Source organism: Gemmata obscuriglobus (assembly GCF_008065095.1).
In the GTDB taxonomy this organism is placed as follows: domain Bacteria; phylum Planctomycetota; class Planctomycetia; order Gemmatales; family Gemmataceae; genus Gemmata; species Gemmata obscuriglobus.
Genome location: NZ_CP042911.1, coordinates 6,531,336 through 6,552,835 on the forward strand (window position 1 = coordinate 6,531,336; position 21,500 = coordinate 6,552,835).

A 21,500-nucleotide genomic window follows, 5' to 3' on the forward strand; every position below is an offset into this window, starting at 1 on the left:
ACCTTCAAATCCACACGCACAGTGAAACGCGGGACGGCCTGGGCCGCCGGCCCACGCGGTGACAAATTCGCGGCAAAACAGCTTGCAGCACGCAGTTATACTTTGTAAATACAAGTCAATCGACATCGAACGCTGTTGCGAGACCGGGCCACTCGCGCCGTTCCGCGTCAACCACAACGACCGGCCGCGCCCCGCAGGCGACGGCTCGGCTTCACACGCTCCAAAAAGAGGGCAGCACGTGCGCCACGCGATCGGAGCCATCACCGCCGCGATCCTCTGCACCGCCGGAGCGGCCGGCGACGACAAGAAACCGGTCCCGAAGCCGATCACCCGGCTGTTCGTTCAGGACCTGAAGACGTGTTCGCTGAAGTGGGCGGATGTGACGGTCGGTCCCGGCCAGAGGCTCGCCCTCGGAGCGCTCGCCGATGTCACCGGCTTCAAGAAGCTCGACCCCACGCGGCAAAAGCTGGTTCAAATGCGGGAGGCGGGCAGCCTGGTGTGCGTCGGCGTGCGGGACGATGCCGACGGCGCGTTCGAGAGCGGCTGGGTGCTGATCCAGTCCGGGGTGGGGTACGCGGACCACGGGGGCCACGGTCACTGGAAATACAAGAAGAAACCCGAAGTGGCGGACAGCCGGCTCGACGCCAAACAGGGCAACCCGGCCCACGTGTACCTGTACGGCGAGCGGTTCTTCATCGCCAACGACCGGCTCAACGGGTACACCCGGCTCGACCCCGAGCAGTACGCCACCAACGAGGCCCGGTCGCTCGGCACGGGCAAACCGCAGTTCCTCGTCGGCGGCGGGAACCACATCACGCTGGCGGTTGTTGACGACAAGGTCGGGTACTCGTGCTGGATCGACGGCGGCGGGCCGAACAAGGGCCGCGTCGACGTGACTCCCGTTACCGGCGCGCCGAAATCCGAACCGGCGTACTCGTTCACCCTGCCCAGCGGCGGCATCCACGGCGCGACCGCGTGCGCCGGTAAGGTGTTCTTCGCTCCGGCCGAAGGGGTCTGCTGGGTCGAAGCCGACCCCGGGCTGAAACAAAAGTCCGAGCAGGTGAAGACGCGGCAGATCGACCTCGGCAAAGAGGGCGGTAAGGCGCGTCGCACCGGCGCGTTCGCGACCCACGGGGACCACGTCCTGTTCGTCACCGGTAAAGATGCCCCGACCCTTGTGGCACTGAACGCGAAGCTGACGGACCCGAAACCGCTGTTCGTCCCCCTCACGGTCCGGAAGGGCACACACGCGGTCACCCCAGAGGTCGTCACCGCCGCGGACGGCAAGCTGTACGCGTTGGTGTTCCACGACCGGGTGAAGGACAGCGACGCGGACGACGCGCTAGAGGTGATCGCCCTGGACCCGAACGGGGACGGCGACTGCGCCGACGCCCGATCGGTGAAGGTGCTGAAGGTCGGCAGGAGCGCCGTTGAGGGGCACTCCGGGCACCACGACATCACCTTCGACGCGGATTACCGGTACGCGTTCTTCACCAACCCGGGCGACGGCACCGTTTCGGCCCTGTCCCTCAAGACGCTGGAAGTGACCGCCACGTTCACCGTCGGCGGCACCCCGACGGCCGTCGTCGCCCGCGGCGGCGAGGACCACGACGACTGAGCACGGATCTCATCCGTGCCCCTTCCCGCACGACGCACCGAGCCATTCCCGAACCGAAGTTCCGACGCCTTGAGGTGAGGAGCGCCGATGGAACGCGTTGCGAGCCGAAGCCGCGTGCCCGGACATCCGCCGCCACCGGCGGCGCCCGCGATCGCGGCCCCTTCCGAGTTGCGCCGCCGGGCGACGGCCCTCCTCGACCAGCAACTCTGGTGCTGGGGCCGGGACGTTGCGCGACCGGAGGGGAACATCCTCCTCGGGCTGGGCATGTGCCGGTACCGCGCGCCCGACGGGCGCGGGACCGCGTACACCGGGCGCGTGGCGGGGGACGGGGTGGTGTGGCTGTGGGGCTTCGGGCTGCTGTACTGCCGCCCGGGTGTGGGTGGCGTGTTCCTCCGGCGGTACGGGTTCGAGCCGGTGCTCGTTGGCGAGCCGCGCCACCCCGTTCACACGCCCGAACGGCTCGGCCCGTTCGTCCGCCCGGTGACGGGAGGGGAGCGCGCGGCCGCACGTGAGCTGTTGCGGGCCGCGACCGGTTGGGCGGCCGGGTACGAGCACTGGGTGGCCGAAACCTTCGGCTCGGGTTACCGGCACGCCTCACTTGCGTCACGCGGCAAGCCCCCCGCGGTGCCCGCCAAGCAAATGGCGGGAGAGTGGGAGCACCTGGCCAAGAAATCGATCCGACTGGCCGACCCGCCGCCCCCGCCACGCGGCCCGTGGGGACCGTTGTTCACCGCCCTCCGCATCACCGGCCGCCCGCGTGCTGTACGCACGGCCCCTGGCGCCTCACCGAGGTTCGCGACCGCATGAGCGTTCACACCAGTCCCCGCGCCGTGCAGCGGCTGCCCGTCACCGTGCTGTCCGGGTTTCTCGGCGCCGGCAAGACGACGCTACTCAACCACGTCCTGACCAACCGCGAGGGGCTCAAGGTCGCGGTCATTGTCAACGACATGTCCGAGATCAACATCGACGCGGCACTCGTGAAAGACGGCGCGGCGCTGTCCCGCACCGACGAGAAGCTGGTCGAAATGCAGAACGGGTGCATCTGCTGCACGCTCCGCGAGGATCTGCTCAAGGAGGTGGCACGGCTGGCCAGGGACGGCCGGTTCGATTACCTCCTGATCGAGTCCACCGGCGTCTCGGAGCCGCGACCGGTGGCGGAGACGTTCACCTTCGAGCACGAGGACGGCAGCGCGCTCGGGGACGTGGCCCGGCTCGACACGATGGTCACCGTCGTGGACGCCGCCAACTTCCTCGACGACTACCGGTCCGCAGACGCCCTGTCCGACCGGGGCCAGGCGCTCGGCCCGGAGGACGAGCGGGACGTGGTGACGTTACTGGTCGATCAAGTCGAGTTCGCCGATGTGCTCGTGGTGAACAAAGCCGACCTGGTGCCCGAAGCGCGACTCGGCGAGTTGGAAGCCGCGCTCCGCTCGCTGAACCCGGCCGCGAAGCTGGTCCGGTCGGTACGGGGTCGGGTGCCATTAGCCGAAGTACTGAACACCGGGCGGTTCGACTTCGGCCGGGCGGAGTCTGCGCCGGGCTGGATGGCGGTGTCCCGCGGCGAGGAGCTGCCCGAAACGACCGAGTACGGCATCAGCAGTTTCGTGTACCGCGCACGCCGGCCGTTCCACCCGGACCGGTTGTACCGGTTCATGACCAACAAGCGGCTGCTGGCCGGGTTGCTCCGGTCCAAGGGGTTCTGCTGGATCGTCACGCGCCCCCAGTGGGCCGCTCTGTGGTCGCAAGCCGGGCGGGTGATGGAACTGTCCCCACAGGGCGTGTGGTGGGCGGACGTGCCCCGCGACCAGTGGCCCACCGACCCCGCCGAGCGGGCCGAAGTCCTTGCGGACTTCGAGGGCGAGTTCGGGGACCGCCGGCAGGAGCTGGTGTTCATCGGGGCCAGGCTCAACGAAGCCGCGATCCGGGCCGCGCTCGACGCGGCCCTGATGACCGACGCCGAGATGCAGGGCGGACCGGCCGCGTGGGAGCGCATCACCGACCCGCTGCCGCCCTGGCCGGTTCCAGAGCAGGAGTTCACGGAGGTAGCACCGTGAGTACCGTTGACGGCCCCGTTGGGCGGCTCCGCAGGTTGGCGAGCCACGACTTCTTCCCCAGCTTCAGCACGAAGGTGCGGCGGGTGCTGTACAACCCGCTCGGGGTGCTGATCGGGGCCGCGGGCGTGTCGCTCGCGTGCGGGCTCTTCCTGCACGCACAGGGGTTCGTACTGGCCGGCGGGATCGTCGCGGTGGTCGGCCTCGGCGTGCTGTGGCCGTGGCTGTCGTTGCGCGGGCTGACCGGCGCAGTGGACTTCGACCGCCCCCGGGCCGCAGAAGGCGACACCATCGGGGTGCGGCTGATGCTCCGGAACCGGCTCCCGTGGGCGGTGTGGGGGCTGACGGTCCGCGACGGGTTCGGTGAAGGCGCGGAGCGGCCCGCGGCGGCCGTCGCGAGCACACCCGGGCGCCGCGCCGCCGCATGCCGCTGGACCTTCGTACCGGAGCAACGCGGCGTGTACCCGCTCGCACCACCCCGGCTGTGTACCGGGTTCCCGTTCGGGCTGTGGGAGAACGCCCGGCGCCTGGAAATCGGTGCGCCGCTCGCGGTGTGGCCCCGGACGTTCCCGGTCGGCCCGGTGCCACCGGTGAGCGGCGACCGACAGGTTGAGGGGAACGTGTCCCGGGTCCGGGTCGGCACCACGGGGGACGTGCTCGGCGTGCGCCCGTACCGCCGGGGCGATTCCCCGCGGCGGATCCACTGGGGGCAGTCGGCCAAGCACGACCGGTTGGTGGTGTGCGAACTCCAGTCGAACGCCCGGCCGGTGATTCAGATCGTTCTGGACGCGAACCCACTGGTCCACGCCGGGGCGGGCACGAACGGGTCGCGCGAGTGGGCCGTGCGCGTGGCCGCCAGCCTGGCGAAGGGGTGGCTCGAAGCCGGCGCACAGGTCGGGCTCACCTGGACCGGGTTCGAGCTGCCGCCCGCGTCCGGGACCGCCCAGGTCCACAAGCTGCTCGACGCCCTGGCCGCACTGCCGAACGACGCGGGCGGGCCGCTGGCCGACCTGCTCGCGTGCCCGGTGTGCCGCGGGTTCCGCGACGGCCTCCAGGTGGTCGTCACCACCGACCGCTCGCACACCCACGCCGCGTGCGGGGCGTGCGTGACCGAGAGCCAGCGGTGGGTGGTGCTGACCGCGGGCGGGTTCAGCGACACGGTGTCGATCGCCTCGCACGCCTGCGACCACGCCCCCGGGGCGGAACCGTGGCTCCGAATCGACTCGGCCGACGAGGCGCCGGCGCGGCTGCGCGGCGGGTGGAAGGAGGCGCGACATGGCTCCTGAAGTGCTCCGCCCGTTACGCCGGTCCACGTTCGCGCTGCTGGCTCTTGCGGCGGCGGCCGTCGAAGTGGCGGCGGTGGACGTTCGCCCGGTCGGCGTCAGCATCGGGATGGCGCTGGTCTGGGTCGCGCTCGCGGCGGCCCTGGCTCGGGCGATCCCCGTTCCCGCCGACCCGCACCGCAAACTACCACCGTGGGTACTCGCGGTCGTGCTGATTTTGGCCGCCGCGCCGTTCGCGGTCGAGCCGATGCGACGCGCGTGGACCGGCGACGGGTACCCGCTCGAACTCCAGATGGTGTGCGGGCTGCGGAACGTCGGCCTCGGGCTGGCCGCGTGCGGCGGGTGGCTGCTGTGTTTGCGGGCCGCAACCGGTGTGAGCCTGTTTCTGATGCTGTTCAGCGCGGCGATGAGCAACCACCCGGCCGTACTGGCCGTCCTGGGGCTGTACGCCGCCGCCGGGAGCGCGTGGCTGGTACTGGCGTACTGGTCCGGGCTGCGCGGCGTGCTGGCGAACGCGGAGCGGGTCGTCGCGATCGAGGTCGTGACCGAGCGCGCGCGGCTCCCCTGGGCCGGACTGTTAGTGCTGCTCCTCGTCACCGGCGGCGCGGCGGCACTGGCGGCGGGGCCGAAGCGCGCGACCGCCGTGCTCGGCGAACTGATGCCCACGTCCGGCGGAACCGGCGAAACCGACCCGTTCGCGCGGTACGGAACCGGCGACGGGCCGGAGGAGGTCGCGGGCGCCGACGCGAGGGCCGCAGGGATGGTCGAAACGGACACGCTGATTGAGGACAACAAGAACGCACTCATCGACGCCGTCAGCGACATGTACGGCGCGCCCCACAAGCCCCCGAAGGAGCAAGAGCGAACGGTCGCGGCCGGGCTGATGGACGTGATCCAGTTCCACGGCAAGTTGCCCGACAACCGGCGCCCCAGTCGCGACTTTGACACGGGTCGCAAAGGGCCGGCGCGCGACCGCACGCCCGAGAGTCAGTCGGCGCGCGCGCTGTTCGAGGTCGAGGGCCGTACCCCCCTCCACATCCGGGTGGTCGCGTTCGAACAGTACGACCCGGAGACGCACCGGTGGCGGACCGGCCGGCAGCCGAGCGGCCGGCGGATCGACGCCGAGGCGGACAACTGGATGCGGGTCGGGCACCTGCGCGGCTCGGCCGACTGGTACGGCCCCGACGAGCGGCACCGGCTCAAGTGCGCCGACCTGAAGGACAACCTCGTCCCGACGCCGGCCCTGCTGACCCGGTTCCGCATCAACAAGGTGGACCGCCCCGACTACTACGAATGGGATTACGAGGGCGTGCTCGCGCTCGCCGGCCGCCGACGAACCCCGCCCGGGGTGGTGATCGCCACCGACAGCCGCACGCTCGCCCCGGCGCGACTGCCGGAGTCCGCATTCGGAATCAGCGGCACCGGCGGGGTGCCGACCGGGTTCGGCGAGGTCCCATTGGCCCTGCGCCCGGAGATCGAGCGACTCGCCCGCGCGTGGACCGACGGCCGGCCGCGCGGGTGGCCGCAGATCGAAGCAGTTCTCACCCGGCTCCGCACCGCCTACACCCACGACCGCGGCGCCGCGGCTCCGAAGGACCACCCGGCTCCAGTGCTGTGGTTCCTGACCGACGCGCGATACGGCCCGGACTACCTGTTCGCTACCGCAGCAGTATTACTGCTGCGGGCTCTCGACTACCCCGTCCGCCCCTGCCTCGGGTACTACGCCGCCCCCGACGGGTACGACGCCGAAACCGCACACACGCCGGTGCGCGAAACCGACCTGCACTTCTGGGCCGAGGTGCAACTCCGCGACGGGCAATGGCTTGTGCTCGAACCGACGCCCGGTTATGCCGTGCTGGAGCCGGCCCGACCGCTGTGGGACCGGGTACGAACTGCACTGGCCGCGTCCGCCGAATGGGCCGCGCGGAACGCTTTGGCAGTCGCGGCAGTCCTCTTCGCTACCACGGTAGTCGTGGTCCGCCGTCGGTCGCTCCTCGACGCCGCCGCAGTTCGGCTGTGGCTCCTGTTCCCGGGGCGGACGTGGCGCGCCCAGGTGGCACGGGCGGTCCGCCTGCTGGAGCGCCGCGCCCGGTGGGCCGGTGCCGCTCGTGCCCCCGGGCAAACGGTCGCCGCGTGGCTGCGCGGGGCGCGGGGCGGCCGAGCCGGGATCGAACTTTCGGCCCTCGTGCAATTAGCCGAACAGGCGGCCTACGCGCCGGACGGCTCGCCCCCGCCCGACGCCCTCGCCACCTGTCGCCGTGCGCTCGCCACCTGGACCTACTACCGGTGGCGCTCCGCCGGGGCCGTGCCGACCGGAGGAACACCGTGACCGCTCTTCGCAACGTACCCCCGACCGCTCCAGCCGTACCCGACCGGGTGGACCGGTTACGGGCCGCTCTGAACCGCGCGTTGCGCGGCAAACCGGAGGTGACCGAGTACGTGCTCGCGGGCCTGCTGGCGCGCGGGCACCTGCTGCTCGAAGACCTGCCCGGGCTGGGCAAGACCACGCTGGCCAAGGCGCTCGCCGGCGCGGTCGGCGGCACGTTCGCCCGGGTGCAGTGCACGCCGGACCTGCTGCCGGGCGACATCACCGGGTTCAGCGTGTTCAACCAGAAGACCCGCGAGTTCGAGTTCCAGCCCGGCCCGGTGTTCGCCGACGTCCTCCTGACCGACGAGATCAACCGGACCACGCCCCGCACCCAGAGCGCGCTGCTGGAGGCGATGGCCGAGCGGCAGGCGACCGTGGACAACGTGCGCCACCCGCTGTCGCCGACGTTCTTCGTGATCGCCACGCAAAACCCGGTGGAGCACCACGGCACCTACCCGCTGCCCGAGGCCCAGCTCGACCGGTTCGCAATGAAGCTGTCGATCGGGTACCCGGACCGGGCCGACGAACTCGCCCTGCTCGAAGGGGCCATTGGCGCACCGGCCGACGAAGCCGCTCCGGAACGGGTACTCGCACCCGGTGAGTTGGCGGCACTTCAGGCGCGCGTGGCCGGGGTGGCGGTACAGCCGAACGTGCGAGCGTACCTGGTGGATTTGGGCCGGGCCACCCGCGCGCACGCGAGCGTCTCCCTCGGGCTCAGCCCGCGCGGGCTGCTCACTTGGCAGCGGGTCGCCCAGGCGTGGGCGTACCTGCGCGGCCGCCCGTTCGTTACCCCGGACGACGTTCAGGAGGTCGCCCGGCCGGTGCTGGGGGTCCGCCTGGGACTCGACACCGGCGCGACGGAGCGGGTGATCCGGCAGTTGGTCGAAACGATCCCCGTTCCGGTTTGATCCGCTCAACGTTACCGCACCAGGGAGCCGGCCATGTTCGCGAGTCTGTTTTGGGGGTTCCTCCTGCGCCTGGGTCAGGGGGCCGTTGAAGCCTCGCTGACGCTGGTGGTCGGGGTGGTTGTGGCCGGGGTGCTGCGGCGCATGGTCGGCCCGGCCGGCACGCGCCGGTTGTTCGGCAGTGGGGCGAAGGGGCTGTTCCGCGGGTGGCTCGCCGGGATGCTGTTACCGGTGTGCGCGCTCGGGGTGATCCCGGTCGCCCGGGAGATGCGCCGGGCCGGGGTGCCGGGCGGTACGGTGCTGGCGTTCGTGCTCGCGGCCCCGCTCCTGAACCCGCTCTCGTTCCTGTACGGACTGACCCTCGCCGAGCCGGTGGTGATCCTCACGTTCGCCGGCCTGTCGCTGGTCGTCGCCACGTGCGCCGGGTTCCTGTGGGACCGCGTGTTCGGCCGCGGCGCGAGCGTGACCGAGGCGGAGGAGCTGGCCCGCACCGCCGACGCCGAGCCGCTCCCGGCGGCCGGGCTGCGCCGGGTCGCGGCGGTGGCGGTCACCGCCGCCAAGGAACTGGCCGGGCGCGACCTCGTGTTCTACGCGGTCGGGCTGCTCGCCTCGGCGCTACTGTCGGCGGCGATCCCGTTCGGCAGCCTCCAGCACACGATGCACCACACCGACAAATCGTCCCCGCTGCTGATGACCGCGCTGGCGGTACCGCTGTACTCGTCCCCGCTGCCGGGGATGATGAAGATCGGCCTCATGTTCGAGCACGGCAACTCGATCGGGGCCGCGTTCGTGCTGTTCACGCTGGGCATCGGAACCAGCGCCGGGACCGTGACGTGGCTGCTGACGGACTTCGGGGGCCGCCGGGTGCTCCCCTGGCTCGGCGCCTACCTAGCCGTTGTGCTCGCCGTCGCATACGCGACGGAACCGGTCCTGTACGACACCCGGAAAGAGGAGGCGGACCACACGCACGCGTTCGACGACTACTCGGCCCCCTTCCCTTCCGGGTCCGGCGGACCGGCCGAGGCGGGCGCGAAGCTGGCCGAGAAGTTCGGGCCGATGGAGCAGCCGGCCGTGTACGGCTTCGTTGCGCTCCTGGCTGCCGGGGTCGTGCTGCGACGCGCCGACCGGGCGGGGGCACTGGAGCGGTGGCTCACCGCGCCGCCGCCGAGCCGGGCGCGCACGCGATGGGACGCCAACGTGCCCGGCTCGGTGCTGGGAGCGGTCTCGCTGCTGGGGTTAGTCGCGTTCAGTGTGGTCGGGGCGTACCTGTACTACCCGGACCGCGAGCAGTGCTTCGAGGAGATGAAGGCCGTTCACGCGGACGCGGTCGTCGCGGCCCGGACCGGCAAACGGGACGAGGCGATCCGGCAACTGGAGCGGTGGGACTTACTGACCCGCAAGTTGCAGGTCGGCGTGTACATCCGCACGTTGCGGTTGAGCGACGAGCAGGCGCGATCGGCCGACGACCTCCGGGAACGGCTGGAAGAGGTGCGCGACGCCCTCCTGGCGAACGACGCCACCGTAGCCGAATCCGCGCTCCCGGCGCTCGAGCGGGCGTACCGCACGTGTCGCACCGCGTTCGCTCCGAATTGAACGCCGGTGCGAAGTTGGCGGCTACCGCTCTGCCCGCTGGCAAGTAGACTGATCGATCACCCCGTGAACAGTGAGCCGCCCAGAACATAGGTGGTCAAGTACCGCAGCCCCCGCGACGAAAGCAGGTTCAAGATGCTGCCCGTACTTCTGACCGCAACAATCGTCGCGCCGGCCGCCGATCCGGTAACCACGCCCCCGCTACCGGGCTTTCGCACGAGTGCGTGGTTTGAAGAACGGGTGCGTGAAGAGTGGGTCACAGAAGGTGTTCGCGCGATCGCAAATGCGCCTGCGAACTTCGACCCGAAGAAACCGACCCAGTTGGTCATCTACGCGACCCCCAACGGCAACTCTGTTGAGCAAACGTTCGGCTGCGCGACCGGCCCCGGTCTCGACTGGCACTTCGATATTCAACACGTCGCGGCCCAGGTGCGGAAGCTCCGTGAGGTCCGCCCCGGCGAGAACATCGTCCTGGTGTGCGTCGAAGCCGACGGGCTGAGTTGGCCCGCCTGGAAGCGCCGCTACAAGGACGGCCCCGACCGGGTTCGCAAAGTGGTCGATGTGCTGCGCCAGTGGGTTCCCGGCGTAAGTGCGCGCGTGTCGCTGGCCGGGCACAGCGGCGGGGGCAGCTTTCTGTTCGGGCTCCTCGACAACGCGGATCGTATCCCGGATTGGGTCGAGCGAATGGTATTCCTCGACGCCAACTACTCCTACAGTGACGCCGATAAGCACGGCGAAAAACTGCTCTCGTGGCTGAACGGAGACACGTCTCGTCGGCTCGTCGTGATCGCATACGACGACCGGAACATCGAACTCGATGGGAAGAAGGTAATCGGACCGGACGGCGGCACCTTTCGCGCGACCGAGCGCATGCGCACGCGGTTCGCAAAAGACGTGACGTTCGCAGAGACCAAAGCCGGAGACGTGACAACCTGTACCGCGCTCGGCGGTCAGCTCGCGCTACTGGTTCACGCGAACCCCAAAAACAAGATCCTACACACCGCGCTGGTGGGCGAAATGAACGGGTTGTTGCGCGGCCTGACCGATCCCGGCGTGAAACCCGAGTGGGGCACGTTCGGCGCGCCGCGGACGTTCACCGCGTGGGTACAGCCCGGACCGGGCATCCCGAAACGCCCCGCCGACGCGACCGGAGGAACCGCGTTCTTTAAATCGCTCGACAAGCTCCCCCTCCTGGAGCGGGAAGAGGTGATCGCGCGAGAAATACTCCGCGGGAACGTACCCGAATTTCTACGCACGTTTCAAAAGATCACCACGAAGGCACGCGACGCGAGCGGGAAGGAACACACCGTGGTGTTCGAGGTCATGCCGGATTACCTTGCGGTAGGCAGCGACGCCGATTTCGTCCGTGTGCCTATGACTCCGCAAACCGCAGCCCGGATTGCAGACGCTTTCGGGTGCGCGGTGCCGACCCGGAAAGTCGCCGACGAAGTGTACCGAGCTGCGGTAGTGAAATTGGAGCCGAAACCGCTCACCGAGGATCGCGAACGGCCGTCGACATTTCTGAAGCACAACGTGTTGATCGAGGAGCAGCGCCGCGGACGGAAGCTCGGCGAACTGGCCGCAGGGATCAAGAAAGATGTGGTGGTGTCGAACCGGTTGACCGAGAAGCCCGGTCGGGTCGCCATTTACGGGTGGCACAAGCTCGACGGAAAAGCCATTCAGCTGCTCACGATCGTTCACGGCGAAACGTACGTGGATTACAGCCACGGGGTGCGACTGATGAAACGCACGGTTCTTGTTGATAACCAGCCGCGCGACGTGCGACACGTCTTATATTCGTCCGCGCTACACGCGTTACTGAGCGACGAGGGTCCTGTGACCCGCCCGGCATACTGACCCAGCGGTTTCCGCTCACGGACGTGCCAGACGCTCCGGAGCGTGCCCGACCGACAAAAGGGTCCGCGAAACACAGCACCCCCTCCTGGGTCCGCTCGGCAGTCTGGGGCGGAGGGTGTTGGTGCCGGATAGGTCCGCTGCGTCTCGCTGGCGTTGCGGCTACACGTCAGAAAAGAAGATCGCGCCGAATACGGGCCGAAATGGAAACCAGCGGCCCCAACTGCGGGCCGCTGGAGGTACCTACGAAATTGAGTGGCGGCTCAAGATACCGCGTCCTGGGTTTTCGCCGAGGCCGCCTCTTCAGCCTCTTTCGCGGCGGCCTCGGCCTTGAGCTTTTCGTAAAATGCCGGGTCGTTGCCGCCCTCGTCCGGGCGCGGCGTCATGCCGGTCACCCGCGACACGACCCACTCCAGCGCCGGGAAGAAGTAGATGTTGGTCAGGAAAGGGTTGCACCAGCCGGTGGTGATGCAGTAGTTGGCCTGGTACGGCAACTTGTGGTGCTTTTGGTGGTGGTCCTTGGTGAGGATCAGCCGGCAGCTCTGGAGCACGCGGGCGAACCGCGGCGGGTGCTTCATGTGCGCCCACAGGTGGAACTGGCTGGTCCACATCGCGAACGCGCCGATCGCCCACACGAACACCCCGGCGTACAGCCAGCCGATCGGCTCGGTCGGGAAGAACAGCGGGACGATCAGGAACGGCGAAGCGCCGAGCACGTTGTCCCCGTTCGTGGTGAAGAAGTTACTCTTGACCATGTCGAGCGGGTAGGCGTGGTGGAACCGGAACGGCCGCACGAACCGCCACCCGACGACCGGTGTCTTGGGGGTGCCCCACGTGTCACCGGCCCAGTGTACGAAGCCGGAAACGAAGTCCGCACCGAGCAACCCGAGCGGGATGAGGACCAGGGTCGGCCAGTCCCAAAAGCCGGGCGCGTTAACGAAACGAACCAAGCTGACGATCACCAACGTGATCCCAGCCAGAACAAAAAACACCTCGCTCGGGAGTACCGGGAACTCCGATACATCCGCTGCTCGGGTTCGCTGTATTTTCATTCCAATTTGTCTCACAGTGTGCCACGAGTCTGCACCGAACCGGCAGTGCGATCCGGTGTGCACCTTCTCCGTTGTACGTACTCCCCACAACGTGCCGCCGGACGTGGCGTCATATTCCTGAAAAATTAGCCACTTCCGCGCTCTTGACCGCCTGCCTATGTCGGTGGGATTCCGAACGGAACGCTTCACGAACGCCGTTCGATCGGACAGCAGGACACGACTTTATCGGAACGATTTTCGAGACACTTCTCGCTGGACGCGACAGCGGGTACTGCGTTGCGGTGATTGATCTTGTGAAAGAGTCCAGCCGGTGCCTTTTTGGGGGTTACCACACCAACCCATCAAGGACACCGGCATGGACCGCGCTCATGTGCGCGTTGTGTCGAAGAGTTGTGCCCCGGAGACCTTCCCGTGCCCCCGGTGCGGAGAACGGGGACGGCGGAAAGGTACCCACACCCGCCGCGTTCGGGACATCGCCTACGGGGAAATCGTGTTCCTCGAGTTGACCGTTGGAGAATACCGCGCCACCTGTGCCTGTTGCAAGACCTTCCGCTCTCAGATCGAAGGGATCGAACCTCGAGCCGAGTACACCAACCGCGTTCGCGAGGCCGTCATCGACCGACTCCTCGAGGACGGCATGAGCGCCCATCGGCTCCAACAGGCGTTGCGTCGGGACTTCCTCCTGGATCTGTCCGACGGGTTCCTCTCGGACTGCCTGGACTGGAAGGTGCGCCAGACCGACATGCCCGGGTACCGCCAGTGGACGCTTGACAACTTCTCGGGCACCCTGTGCATCGACGAGCTGCACTTGGGCCACCGCACGCTCCTGTTGGCCACCGACCCGATCGGCGATTTCCCGGTGGCCTTCGCCGTGGTCTCGGCCAACGATCAGGCCCATATGCGTGGGTTCCTGAACAACCTGCGGAACCACGGGTTCTTGCCCCAAGTGGTCGTCACCGATGGCTCGAACCTGTACCCCACCGTGTTGGCGGACCTGTGGCCCCACGCCCGTCACCAGCTGTGCGTGTTCCATGTCCTCAAGGACATCAATACCCATGTCTTCGATGCCCTGCGACGGCTCCGACGCGCGCTCGCCCGAAAAGGGGGACGGAAGCGACGTCGGGGCCGGCCGAGCAAGGCCCAGAAACAGGCCCGGGCACGCCGCGGGAAGACCAAGACGGAGCAAGGGCACTTCGTGTGGAAGCATCGGCACCTGATCGTGACCCGACCCGAACATCTGGATGGGCGACAACGCCGCTGGCTCAGCCAGATGTTCGGTTACCTGCCCGCGCTGCGGGCGCTCCGCGCGTTCGCGCTTCGGATCTATCGGCTGTTCGACCCCGAGCAAAGCCCTCATCAAGCGCGGTGCCGTCGGGCGGCTCTGGTCCGAGACGCACAGTACCAATCCGATCCCGACCTGTCCTCGGCGTTGGAACTGCTGAGCGCCGAGAAGTTCGACAAGATGATGGCGTTCCTGCACAGCCCCCACGCTCGACGGGTTCGGACCAATAACCACGTGGAGCGCACCAATCGGCGCCTCCGATACTTGGAAAAGGTGCGGTACAAATGGCGTCGGCGAAGGACCATCGTCCGGTTCATCGTCCTGGCCCTGGATCGCTGGCACCAACAACGCTTGACCCAAAAACAAACCGCGGTCACGCCGGATACACAGTCGAAGGGTGTGGAGACCAGAAAGCCGGCATCATGAAGTTGTCGCGTTCAGCGAGAAGTCTCATTTTCGATGTCAATTTAGCCCGCCCCTTCCCCACTCGCTTCGATGAAATAACCCGGCCGGCGGCATCACAGGCGTACACGCGACGTTCGTAACGGTCACGGAACATGGAATGTCCGGGAAACTTCAGAAATCATAGCGGCACCCGGCATCTGGACGAGGCCCACACGCGCTGGTAAGTTGCGTTCTCACCGCACCCGATCCTGACCACCGGATGCGCTCATGCGCTGTGCCGTCGCGCTGCTCGCGCTCGCCGTTTGCGCCACCGGAACCGCTCGGGCCGCAGACACAAAAGGGCCGAACGTCCTGTTCCTGTTCGCCGACGATCAGCGTGCGGACACGGTCTCGGCCCTCGGCAACACGCGCATCCGAACCCCCAATCTCGACCGGTTGGTAAAGCGCGGTGTGTCGTTCGATCGCGCGTACATGCAGGGCGGGCTGAACGGGGCGACGTGTGTGCCGTCGCGAGCGATGCTGTTATCGGGCCGGTGCCTGTTCCGCATTGATGAGAAGCTCCTGCGCGACGAAACCTGGCCGGAGGCCTTCGCAAAGGCGGGTTACGGCACGTTCGCAACCGGCAAATGGCACAACGGCGAAAAGTCGCTTGTGCGCTGCTTCCCAGAGGCCCGCGGCATCTTCGCCGGCGGAATGACGGACCCGCTGAAGGCGCCGCTCGCGGACATCGAAGGCAGCAAGCTGGCGGCCCCGAAACTGGCGCCCAAGCACGCGTGCGCGGTGTTCGCGGACGAGGCCATCAAGTTCCTGAACCGCAAGCACGAGAAGCCGTTCTTCTGCTACGTCCCGTTCGACGCGCCCCACGACCCGCACATCGTGCCCGACGACTTCCCCATTCGGTACGACGTGGAACAGATCCAACTGCCGCCCAACTTCTTACCTCAGCACCCGTTCAACAACGGCGAGATGAGCGTCCGGGACGAGGCCCTGCTCGCGTGGCCGCGCGACCCCGAGAAGGTGCGCGAGATGATTGCCGAGTACTACCGCTACGTTTCGTACCTCGATTCCGAAATAGGCCGCGTGCTCGACGCCCTCGATCGGTCCCCCCACTCCCGTAACACAATCGTCGTGTTCGCAGCCGATTCGGGCGTCGCTCGGGGCAGCCACGGCCTGATCGGCAAGCAGAACTGTTACGAACACTCGCTGCGCGTGCCGCTCGTGCTCGCCGGCCCCGGGATCGCCGAGAACAAGCGAACGGCCGCGATGTGCTACCTCTTCGACGTGCTGCCCACCCTCGGGAAGTTGTGCGGCGTGCCCGGCCCGCAAACCAGCGAGGGGCTCGAGTTCTCGCAGGTGCTGACCGATCCGACCCACCCCGCACGACCGCACCTCATGTTCGGCTACAAGAATGTTCAGCGGGCGGTGCGCGACGACCGCTGGAAGTTGATCCGCTACCCGCAAGTCGACAGAACCCAGCTCTTCGACCTCAAAACCGACCCGGACGAAGTGACCGACCTGTCGGCCAAGCCCGAACACGCCGCCCGCATGAAAGAACTGCTCGCGCGGCTCGGGGCCGAACAGCAGCGGTTCGGCGACACGGCGCCGTTGACTGTGGCCAAACCACTCCGGGCCGAATGGAACCCGCCGCCCAAGAAAGGAAACTAATGATCATCGAACCGACCGCAGTGAGCTACCAAACGGAACCCGGTCTGTCGGTCGATGAGTTCATCGACGTTCTGGTGCGCTCCTCGCTGGCCGAGCGCCGCCCGGTCCACGACCGCGAGGTGATGCACGCGATGCTGGCCAACGCGCAACTCGTCCTGACCGCCCGGGTCAACGGGTTGCTGGTTGGCGTCAGCCGGGCCATCACCGACTTCGCCTACTGCACGTACCTGTCGGACCTCGCGGTCGACGAGGCGTTCCAGCGGCGCGGGATCGGGCGCGAACTCATTCGACACACCCACGAGGCCGCCGGGTTGCACACGATGCTGGTGCTGCTCGCGGCACCGAAGGCAGAGTCCTATTACCCGCACGTCGGATTGACGAAGCGTGATTCCTGCTGGACGATCCCGCGACAGCCGCGAAACGGTAGCGCGTAGGCCACTCATTCACGGTCCGAGTGGCCGTGTCTGTTTTTGTGGCACAGACATTCCTCAGTAGTTGCCACGGCTACGGCGTATTCGGTAGTTCGGTCGCTGCTGGGGTTTGCGCCATTGGTCCGGTGGTGGTGGTGGCGGTGTCGGGTGTGAAGATGATGATGATGAGGTCCCGGCAGGTGGTGGCGAGTGTGACGGTACGTTCGGTCATCCACCACGCGCGGATCAGCAGGCTCACCCCGACCAGGAGCAGCCGGTACACCGGGTCGTCGCTGGTGGTACGGGCCAGGCACTCGCCCAACTGCCGATACGAGGTCTCGATCCCGAACCGGGTGCGGTAGTCTAACACCACCCGGGGCAACCGGTCGAACCCGTCGGAGCACGCGAACACGAGTGGCCGCCGGCCGTCGGGTCCGGGCACCACGGCCACCCGCACGGTGGCCGAATCGGCCCGGCACTTGCAGCACCGGATGGTGTGCACGAACCACCCCGGGTGCCGCGCCGGAACAGCGGCGGCACCGCCTTCCCGCGCCGCACCATCGGGAGGAGGAACCGGAGCGGGCGTCGGGCCAACGCGTTGGCCACCCGGGCCGAGTCGAACCCGCGGTCCAGGAGCACGTGCCGGACCTTCACCCCGGCCCACCCGAGCTGGGCCCGGAGCCGCTCTCCCCGGGCGTCAGGTGTGTCCCCGGGGCGCATCCCGGTGAGCCGCAAGGTATGCCGGTGACAGAGCACCAGGGCCACCGCCGTGGCGTACCCCCAGAACCACTTGGCCCCGTCCTTGGGCTTGCCCCCGACCACTCCGGGTGTGTTCTCGTAGTCCCCGTCGAACGGCTGCGGGTGGGTGCCGATGGCGATCGGGATCGGGTGCTCCCGGAACGACCGCGGGAAGTGCCGACGGAACCCGGCGGCCAGGTGCAGCTACAGTGTGTCCCGGTCCCGCGGCAGATCCCCGGCCCACGGCCGCGACCCGCCGGGCGACCGCCGAGAGGGCCACCCGCAGAACCGACGCGACCCGCCGGCACCCGGGTCACCGACGCACCGTCGGTCCGGTGCAGCACGCCGGCCCCCCCCCGGCCCAGGCGTGTTGGCTCCGCACCGCGACGGCGGTACATCGGGAACGGCGCATGGCAAACCCCGCTCAATGAGTTGGGCGCACAACCCATGGTCACGGAAACTCATGCGCCGCTCAACCACCGTGGCAACTACTGAAGAATGCCTGTGCCACAAAGACAACAACCAAAACGTACACCAACGGTCGATTCGCGTATCAGAGGGCGGTTGATGACGGAAGAGCAATGGCTGGTGGCAATGGACGCGGTACCGATGCTGGCATCCTTTTCAGAAGCGACGAGCGCACGAAAACTACGGTTGTTCGCCTGTGGTTGTTGCCGTCGCATTTTGTATCTGATTGCGGACTCGCGGTGCCAAATGGCTGTTGACGTGGCGGAGTGGTATGCAGATGGACAGCGGGACGATGTTCAACGGCTCGCGGCTAATGACGCCTCTTACAGCGTTTATGCCGGTATGTCTGAACCCGGTTCCGGTTTCTCCGACGCGGCCGTTGGGATGAGAAAGAGCAACTGGGAAGCTGCTCAGGCGGCAACGTACACCACGGTGACCTACACCGGTGGGCCGTGTGAAGCCGTTCGCGGGGCGCAGCTCGTGGCTTATCACGCTGCGGAAGCCGCTTCGCTTTCGGATTTCCCAGATCATCAGGCCGGAGCGATCGGCAACTATCTCAAGCGTGTGACGGGACTGAACGAGCGAGCTGGGCAGGCGGACCTTATGCGGTGCATCTTCGGCAACCCGTTCCGCCCTGTCTCCTTCTCTCCTTCCTGGCGCTCCGATAGTGCCGTGGCGCTCGCTTCCGGTATGTACGGGTCGCGGGATTTCAGCGCGATGCTGATCCTCGCCGATGCCCTTCAGGACGCCGGGTGCGACAGCCCCGAGGTACTTGAACACTGCCGCGATCCGAAGTGCACGCATGTGCGCGGGTGTTGGGTGGTGGATCTGGTGCTGGGCAAGGAGTAGTAACGAACGCCGGGGCGATCGAATCGGATCAGCGCCCGTTACCGCGGCAGCGTTCTCCGCGCTGCATCTCCAGCCCCTGCGCCGCGGTCGCCCTTGGCAGGGGGCGGCGGTTAGCTCCCGGCTGGGCGCTCGCCGGTCGCGGGCGGCGCGGCGGGGCGCACTTTCAGCGTCGGGTTCATTCCGGACCGCCCCAGGCCGCTCCCGCCCGGCCCCGCGGCCCGGCGCCGCGCCAGCTTCAGCTTGGGCACCGGCACGTCGTGCTCGTCCTCAATGTCCCCCACGATCTCTTCCAGCACGTCTTCGAGCGTGATGAGCCCGAGCACCTTGCCGGCCTCGTCGCGCACCAGCGCCATCGGCCGGTGCGACTTGCGGAACAGCCGGAACGCGTTCGAGACCGACTCGCCGGGGTCGAGGAACGTGGCCGGGTACAGCGCGTCCTCCAGCAGCACCACCCCCGACGTGCTGAACAGGAAGAACAGGTCCTTGGTGTTCACGATGCCGACGATCTTGTCGGTCGTCCCCTCGTACACCGGCAGCCGGGTGTGCGCGCCCAGCCGGACGATCTCGAGCACCTTGTCGGGCGGGGTGGCCACGTCGAGCGCCGCCATCTTCTCGACCGGCACCATGCAGTCGCGCACCACCTTGTCGGCCAGCCCGAACACGCCCCGCACCATGTCCGCGGCGTCGGAGTCGAGCTCGCCCGCCTCCTCGCTGTCCTCCACGAGGAGGCGCAGCTCGTTGACCGTGTGGACCTCCCCCTCTTCGGCGTCCTCCCGGTACCCGAGGCGGCGCAGGAACCACGCGCTGGACCCGTTCATCAGTTTGATGAGCGGCGCCGTGACCGCGCCGAACAGGTACACGGGCCGCGCCACCCACAGCCCGACCGCCTCGCTCGACTGGAGCGCCGCCAGCTTCGGCATCTGCTCCCCGAACACGACGTGCATATAGGTGATGAGCGACAGCGTCAGGGCGATCGAGAGCACCCGGCCCCACTCGGCGGGCAGGTCCGCCATGAGCGGGTGGATGAGGCGGTGGATCGCCGGCTCGCTGACGAACCCGAGGGCCAAGCTGGCCACCGTGATGCCGAGCTGGCACGCGGCCACGCTCCGGTTCAGGTCGTTGACCGCCGCGAGCAGCCCGGCGGCCCCGACCTTCCCCTGGTTCACAAGTTCTTCGACGCGGGTTTTGCGGACCGCGACGAGCGCGAACTCGGCCGCGACGAAGAACCCGTTGATTGCGACCAGCACCGGAATCGCCGCCAGTCCGACAATTAACAGCGGCGTACTCAGTTCGCCCCCGGCGGGGTCGGTCGCCAGGAGTGTGAGCGACTCTGCGGAGCTTGCAGCCACGTGAACAGTTCCTTATCGGGCGAATCCCCGCACAGAGCGGGGGGCGCCGCTCATTCTAGCACCCGGAGCCCGGCGCGCGGACGGGAGCGGCCCCGACCACTGGCATAGGCGCGGGCCGCACGACCCGCGTAAACTACTCACGAAACGCGCCGCCGGAGGAACCGCCGCACTTGACGACCAGCTCGCACGACGCACTGTACCGCGCCATCTGCGCGCACCCGGACGAGGACACCCCCCGTCTGGCGTTCGCCGACCTGCTCGACGAGGACGGCGAGCACCGGCGCGCCGCGTTCGTGCGCACGCAGGTGGAACTGGCCAGGCTCCCCGCCTACGACCCGGTGTGCGTGACGGCCCGCCAGCGCGACCCGGACGCGCTGACCGGGTGGTGCATGGCGCACACCCTGCCGAAGGGGCTGCCCGCGGGGTGCGAGTGGCGCCAGTTCGAGTTCCGCCGCGGGTTCCCGTGGAAGGTGGGGGTGCGGTCGCTCGCGGCGCTGCTCGAAACCGGCGACGCGCTGTTCCGGGTCGCCCCGATCCGCGCGCTCGGCGTCGACTCGCGCGACCGCCCCGACCTCGCCGCCCTGGCGGACTGGCCGCACCTGACCCGGCTGCACCGGCTCAACTTCTCCACCGGCTGGTTCGGCGCCGACGACGTGGCCCAGTTCGCGCGGTCCCCGCACGCCGCCGGCATCACCGAGCTGGGGTTCGAGTTCGAGAGCCTGGCGCCCGAAGGGCTCGGCGCGCTGGCCGAGTCGGCACTGTTCGCCCGGCTCACCGCCCTCGAACTGAGCGCCAACGCGTTCCCCGCGGCGCTCCTGGTCGACGCGCTGGGGGGCGCCCGCCGCGCGGGCGCGCTGTCGCGGCTCGGGCTGCCGAACAACCGGATCGGCGCGGCCGACGCCGAGGCGCTCTTCGGGCTCCCCGCGGTCCGCGAGCTTCAGCACCTCGACCTGAGCGACAACCCGCTCGCCGCGGACGGCCTGACCGCGCTGGCCGCGAGCGGAATCGTTCGCGGGCTCCGGACCCTGAACCTCAGTCGGACCCGCCCCGGCGTGCTCGGGGTCAAGGCCCTGACCGAGGCCGGCGGGCTGGCCGGGCTACGGCAGCTCGACCTGTCGAACAACGCGCTCGGGCCGAACGCGGTGAAGGCGCTCGCGGGCGCCCCTGCGCTCCGCGGGCTGCGGGCACTGAACCTATCGAACAACCACGTGCGCGACTCCGGGGCCGCCGATCTGGCCGGGGCGCGTGCCCTCGCCGGGTTGCTCGAACTGGACCTCTGCGAAACCGACATCGGCGACGCCGGGGCGCTGGCGCTGGCCGAATCCCCATACCTGGGCGGGCTGTTGCGGCTGGACCTCAGTACCCGCAGCGGGCGCCCCTTCGGCGCCGCCGCACAGGCCGCGCTACGGGAGCGGTTCGGCGACCGCGTCAACTGGTAGCGCCGGCAGAACCGCCCCCACCTGCGATAAAGGCGCGGTCGACCGGCGCACACATCTCCAACGCACTGCGACGACGCCGACTGGGTCGGTGGTGGCGTTCGCTGGCACAGGAGCTGGGCGCTCGCTACCGCGGAGCGGGGGTTCGGGCTGGGTAATCGCTACCCACGTGTCGCG

Annotated in this window: 16 protein-coding genes; 13 read left to right on the forward strand and 3 right to left on the reverse strand. The window is 68.5% G+C overall.

Annotated features, from left to right (window positions below):
• Positions 1-238 precede the first annotated feature (238 nt).
• From GobsT_RS27285 to GobsT_RS27320, 8 genes are all read left to right on the forward strand, one after another.
• Positions 239-1,618, forward strand: coding sequence for a YncE family protein (locus tag GobsT_RS27285; RefSeq protein WP_010035922.1), 1,380 nt, complete (start codon positions 239-241; stop codon positions 1,616-1,618).
• 87 nt (positions 1,619-1,705) lie between these two features.
• Complete coding sequence (locus GobsT_RS27290) at positions 1,706-2,425, forward strand: hypothetical protein (RefSeq protein WP_010035920.1); 720 nt, start codon at positions 1,706-1,708, stop codon at positions 2,423-2,425.
• Positions 2,422-3,672 (forward strand): zinc metallochaperone GTPase ZigA, encoded by a 1,251-nt coding sequence (gene zigA, locus GobsT_RS27295; protein WP_010035917.1) that lies wholly within the window; start codon positions 2,422-2,424, stop codon positions 3,670-3,672. The genes GobsT_RS27290 and zigA overlap by 4 nt, the downstream gene beginning before the upstream one ends.
• A complete protein-coding gene (locus GobsT_RS27300) occupies positions 3,669-4,955 on the forward strand; it encodes a DUF58 domain-containing protein (RefSeq protein WP_010035915.1) in 1,287 nt (428 codons plus the stop codon). The genes zigA and GobsT_RS27300 overlap by 4 nt, the downstream gene beginning before the upstream one ends.
• Positions 4,945-7,281, forward strand: a complete 2,337-nt coding sequence (locus GobsT_RS40000; protein WP_010035913.1) for a transglutaminase-like domain-containing protein — start codon at positions 4,945-4,947, stop codon at positions 7,279-7,281. Before GobsT_RS27300 ends, GobsT_RS40000 begins: the two co-directional genes overlap by 11 nt.
• Entirely contained in the window at positions 7,278-8,228 is a 951-nt protein-coding gene (locus GobsT_RS27310) for an AAA family ATPase (RefSeq protein WP_029600711.1), read from the forward strand. Before GobsT_RS40000 ends, GobsT_RS27310 begins: the two co-directional genes overlap by 4 nt.
• A gap of 33 nt (positions 8,229-8,261) precedes the next feature.
• Entirely contained in the window at positions 8,262-9,818 is a 1,557-nt protein-coding gene (locus tag GobsT_RS27315; protein ID WP_010035910.1) for a permease, read from the forward strand.
• A 132-nt stretch (positions 9,819-9,950) separates the two neighbouring features.
• On the forward strand, positions 9,951-11,672 hold the full coding sequence (locus tag GobsT_RS27320; RefSeq protein WP_148087887.1) for a hypothetical protein: 1,722 nt from the start codon (positions 9,951-9,953) through the stop codon (positions 11,670-11,672).
• Between the two features lie 260 nt (positions 11,673-11,932).
• Here GobsT_RS27320 and GobsT_RS27325 read toward each other — a convergent pair whose 3' ends face one another.
• Entirely contained in the window at positions 11,933-12,721 is a 789-nt protein-coding gene (locus GobsT_RS27325) for a fatty acid desaturase CarF family protein (protein ID WP_010035906.1), read from the reverse strand.
• Positions 12,722-13,211: 490 nt separating this feature from the next.
• On the opposite strand from GobsT_RS27325, the gene GobsT_RS27330 reads away from it, so the two are divergent.
• The 3 genes from GobsT_RS27330 to GobsT_RS27340 all read left to right on the forward strand — a co-directional run bounded on the left by GobsT_RS27330 (position 13,212) and on the right by GobsT_RS27340 (position 16,507).
• Entirely contained in the window at positions 13,212-14,429 is a 1,218-nt protein-coding gene (locus GobsT_RS27330) for a transposase (RefSeq protein WP_157506574.1), read from the forward strand.
• Positions 14,430-14,675: 246 nt separating this feature from the next.
• Positions 14,676-16,073 carry a sulfatase family protein gene (locus tag GobsT_RS27335; protein WP_010035900.1) on the forward strand — a complete coding sequence of 466 codons (1,398 nt, stop codon included), beginning with the start codon at positions 14,676-14,678 and terminating at the stop codon, positions 16,071-16,073.
• On the forward strand, positions 16,073-16,507 hold the full coding sequence (locus GobsT_RS27340; RefSeq protein WP_010035895.1) for a GNAT family N-acetyltransferase: 435 nt from the start codon (positions 16,073-16,075) through the stop codon (positions 16,505-16,507). The genes GobsT_RS27335 and GobsT_RS27340 overlap by 1 nt, the downstream gene beginning before the upstream one ends.
• 70 nt (positions 16,508-16,577) lie before the next feature.
• On the opposite strand, the gene GobsT_RS40005 is transcribed toward GobsT_RS27340, so the two are convergent.
• Positions 16,578-16,985: a hypothetical protein gene (locus GobsT_RS40005; RefSeq protein ID WP_033197879.1), complete on the reverse strand. Its 408-nt coding sequence runs from the start codon at positions 16,983-16,985 to the stop codon at positions 16,578-16,580.
• Between the two features lie 803 nt (positions 16,986-17,788).
• Here GobsT_RS40005 and GobsT_RS40010 point away from each other — a divergent pair.
• On the forward strand, positions 17,789-18,538 hold the full coding sequence (locus GobsT_RS40010) for a hypothetical protein (RefSeq protein ID WP_232068423.1): 750 nt from the start codon (positions 17,789-17,791) through the stop codon (positions 18,536-18,538).
• Between the two features lie 110 nt (positions 18,539-18,648).
• Here the strand turns inward: GobsT_RS40010 and GobsT_RS27355 are convergent, their stop codons facing one another.
• Complete coding sequence (locus GobsT_RS27355; RefSeq protein WP_010035885.1) at positions 18,649-19,887, reverse strand: hemolysin family protein; 1,239 nt, start codon at positions 19,885-19,887, stop codon at positions 18,649-18,651.
• Between the two features lie 170 nt (positions 19,888-20,057).
• Here GobsT_RS27355 and GobsT_RS27360 point away from each other — a divergent pair, with 170 nt between their 5' ends.
• Positions 20,058-21,326, forward strand: coding sequence for a TIGR02996 domain-containing protein (locus GobsT_RS27360; protein WP_010035884.1), 1,269 nt, complete (start codon positions 20,058-20,060; stop codon positions 21,324-21,326).
• The last annotated feature ends 174 nt before the right edge of the window (positions 21,327-21,500 follow it).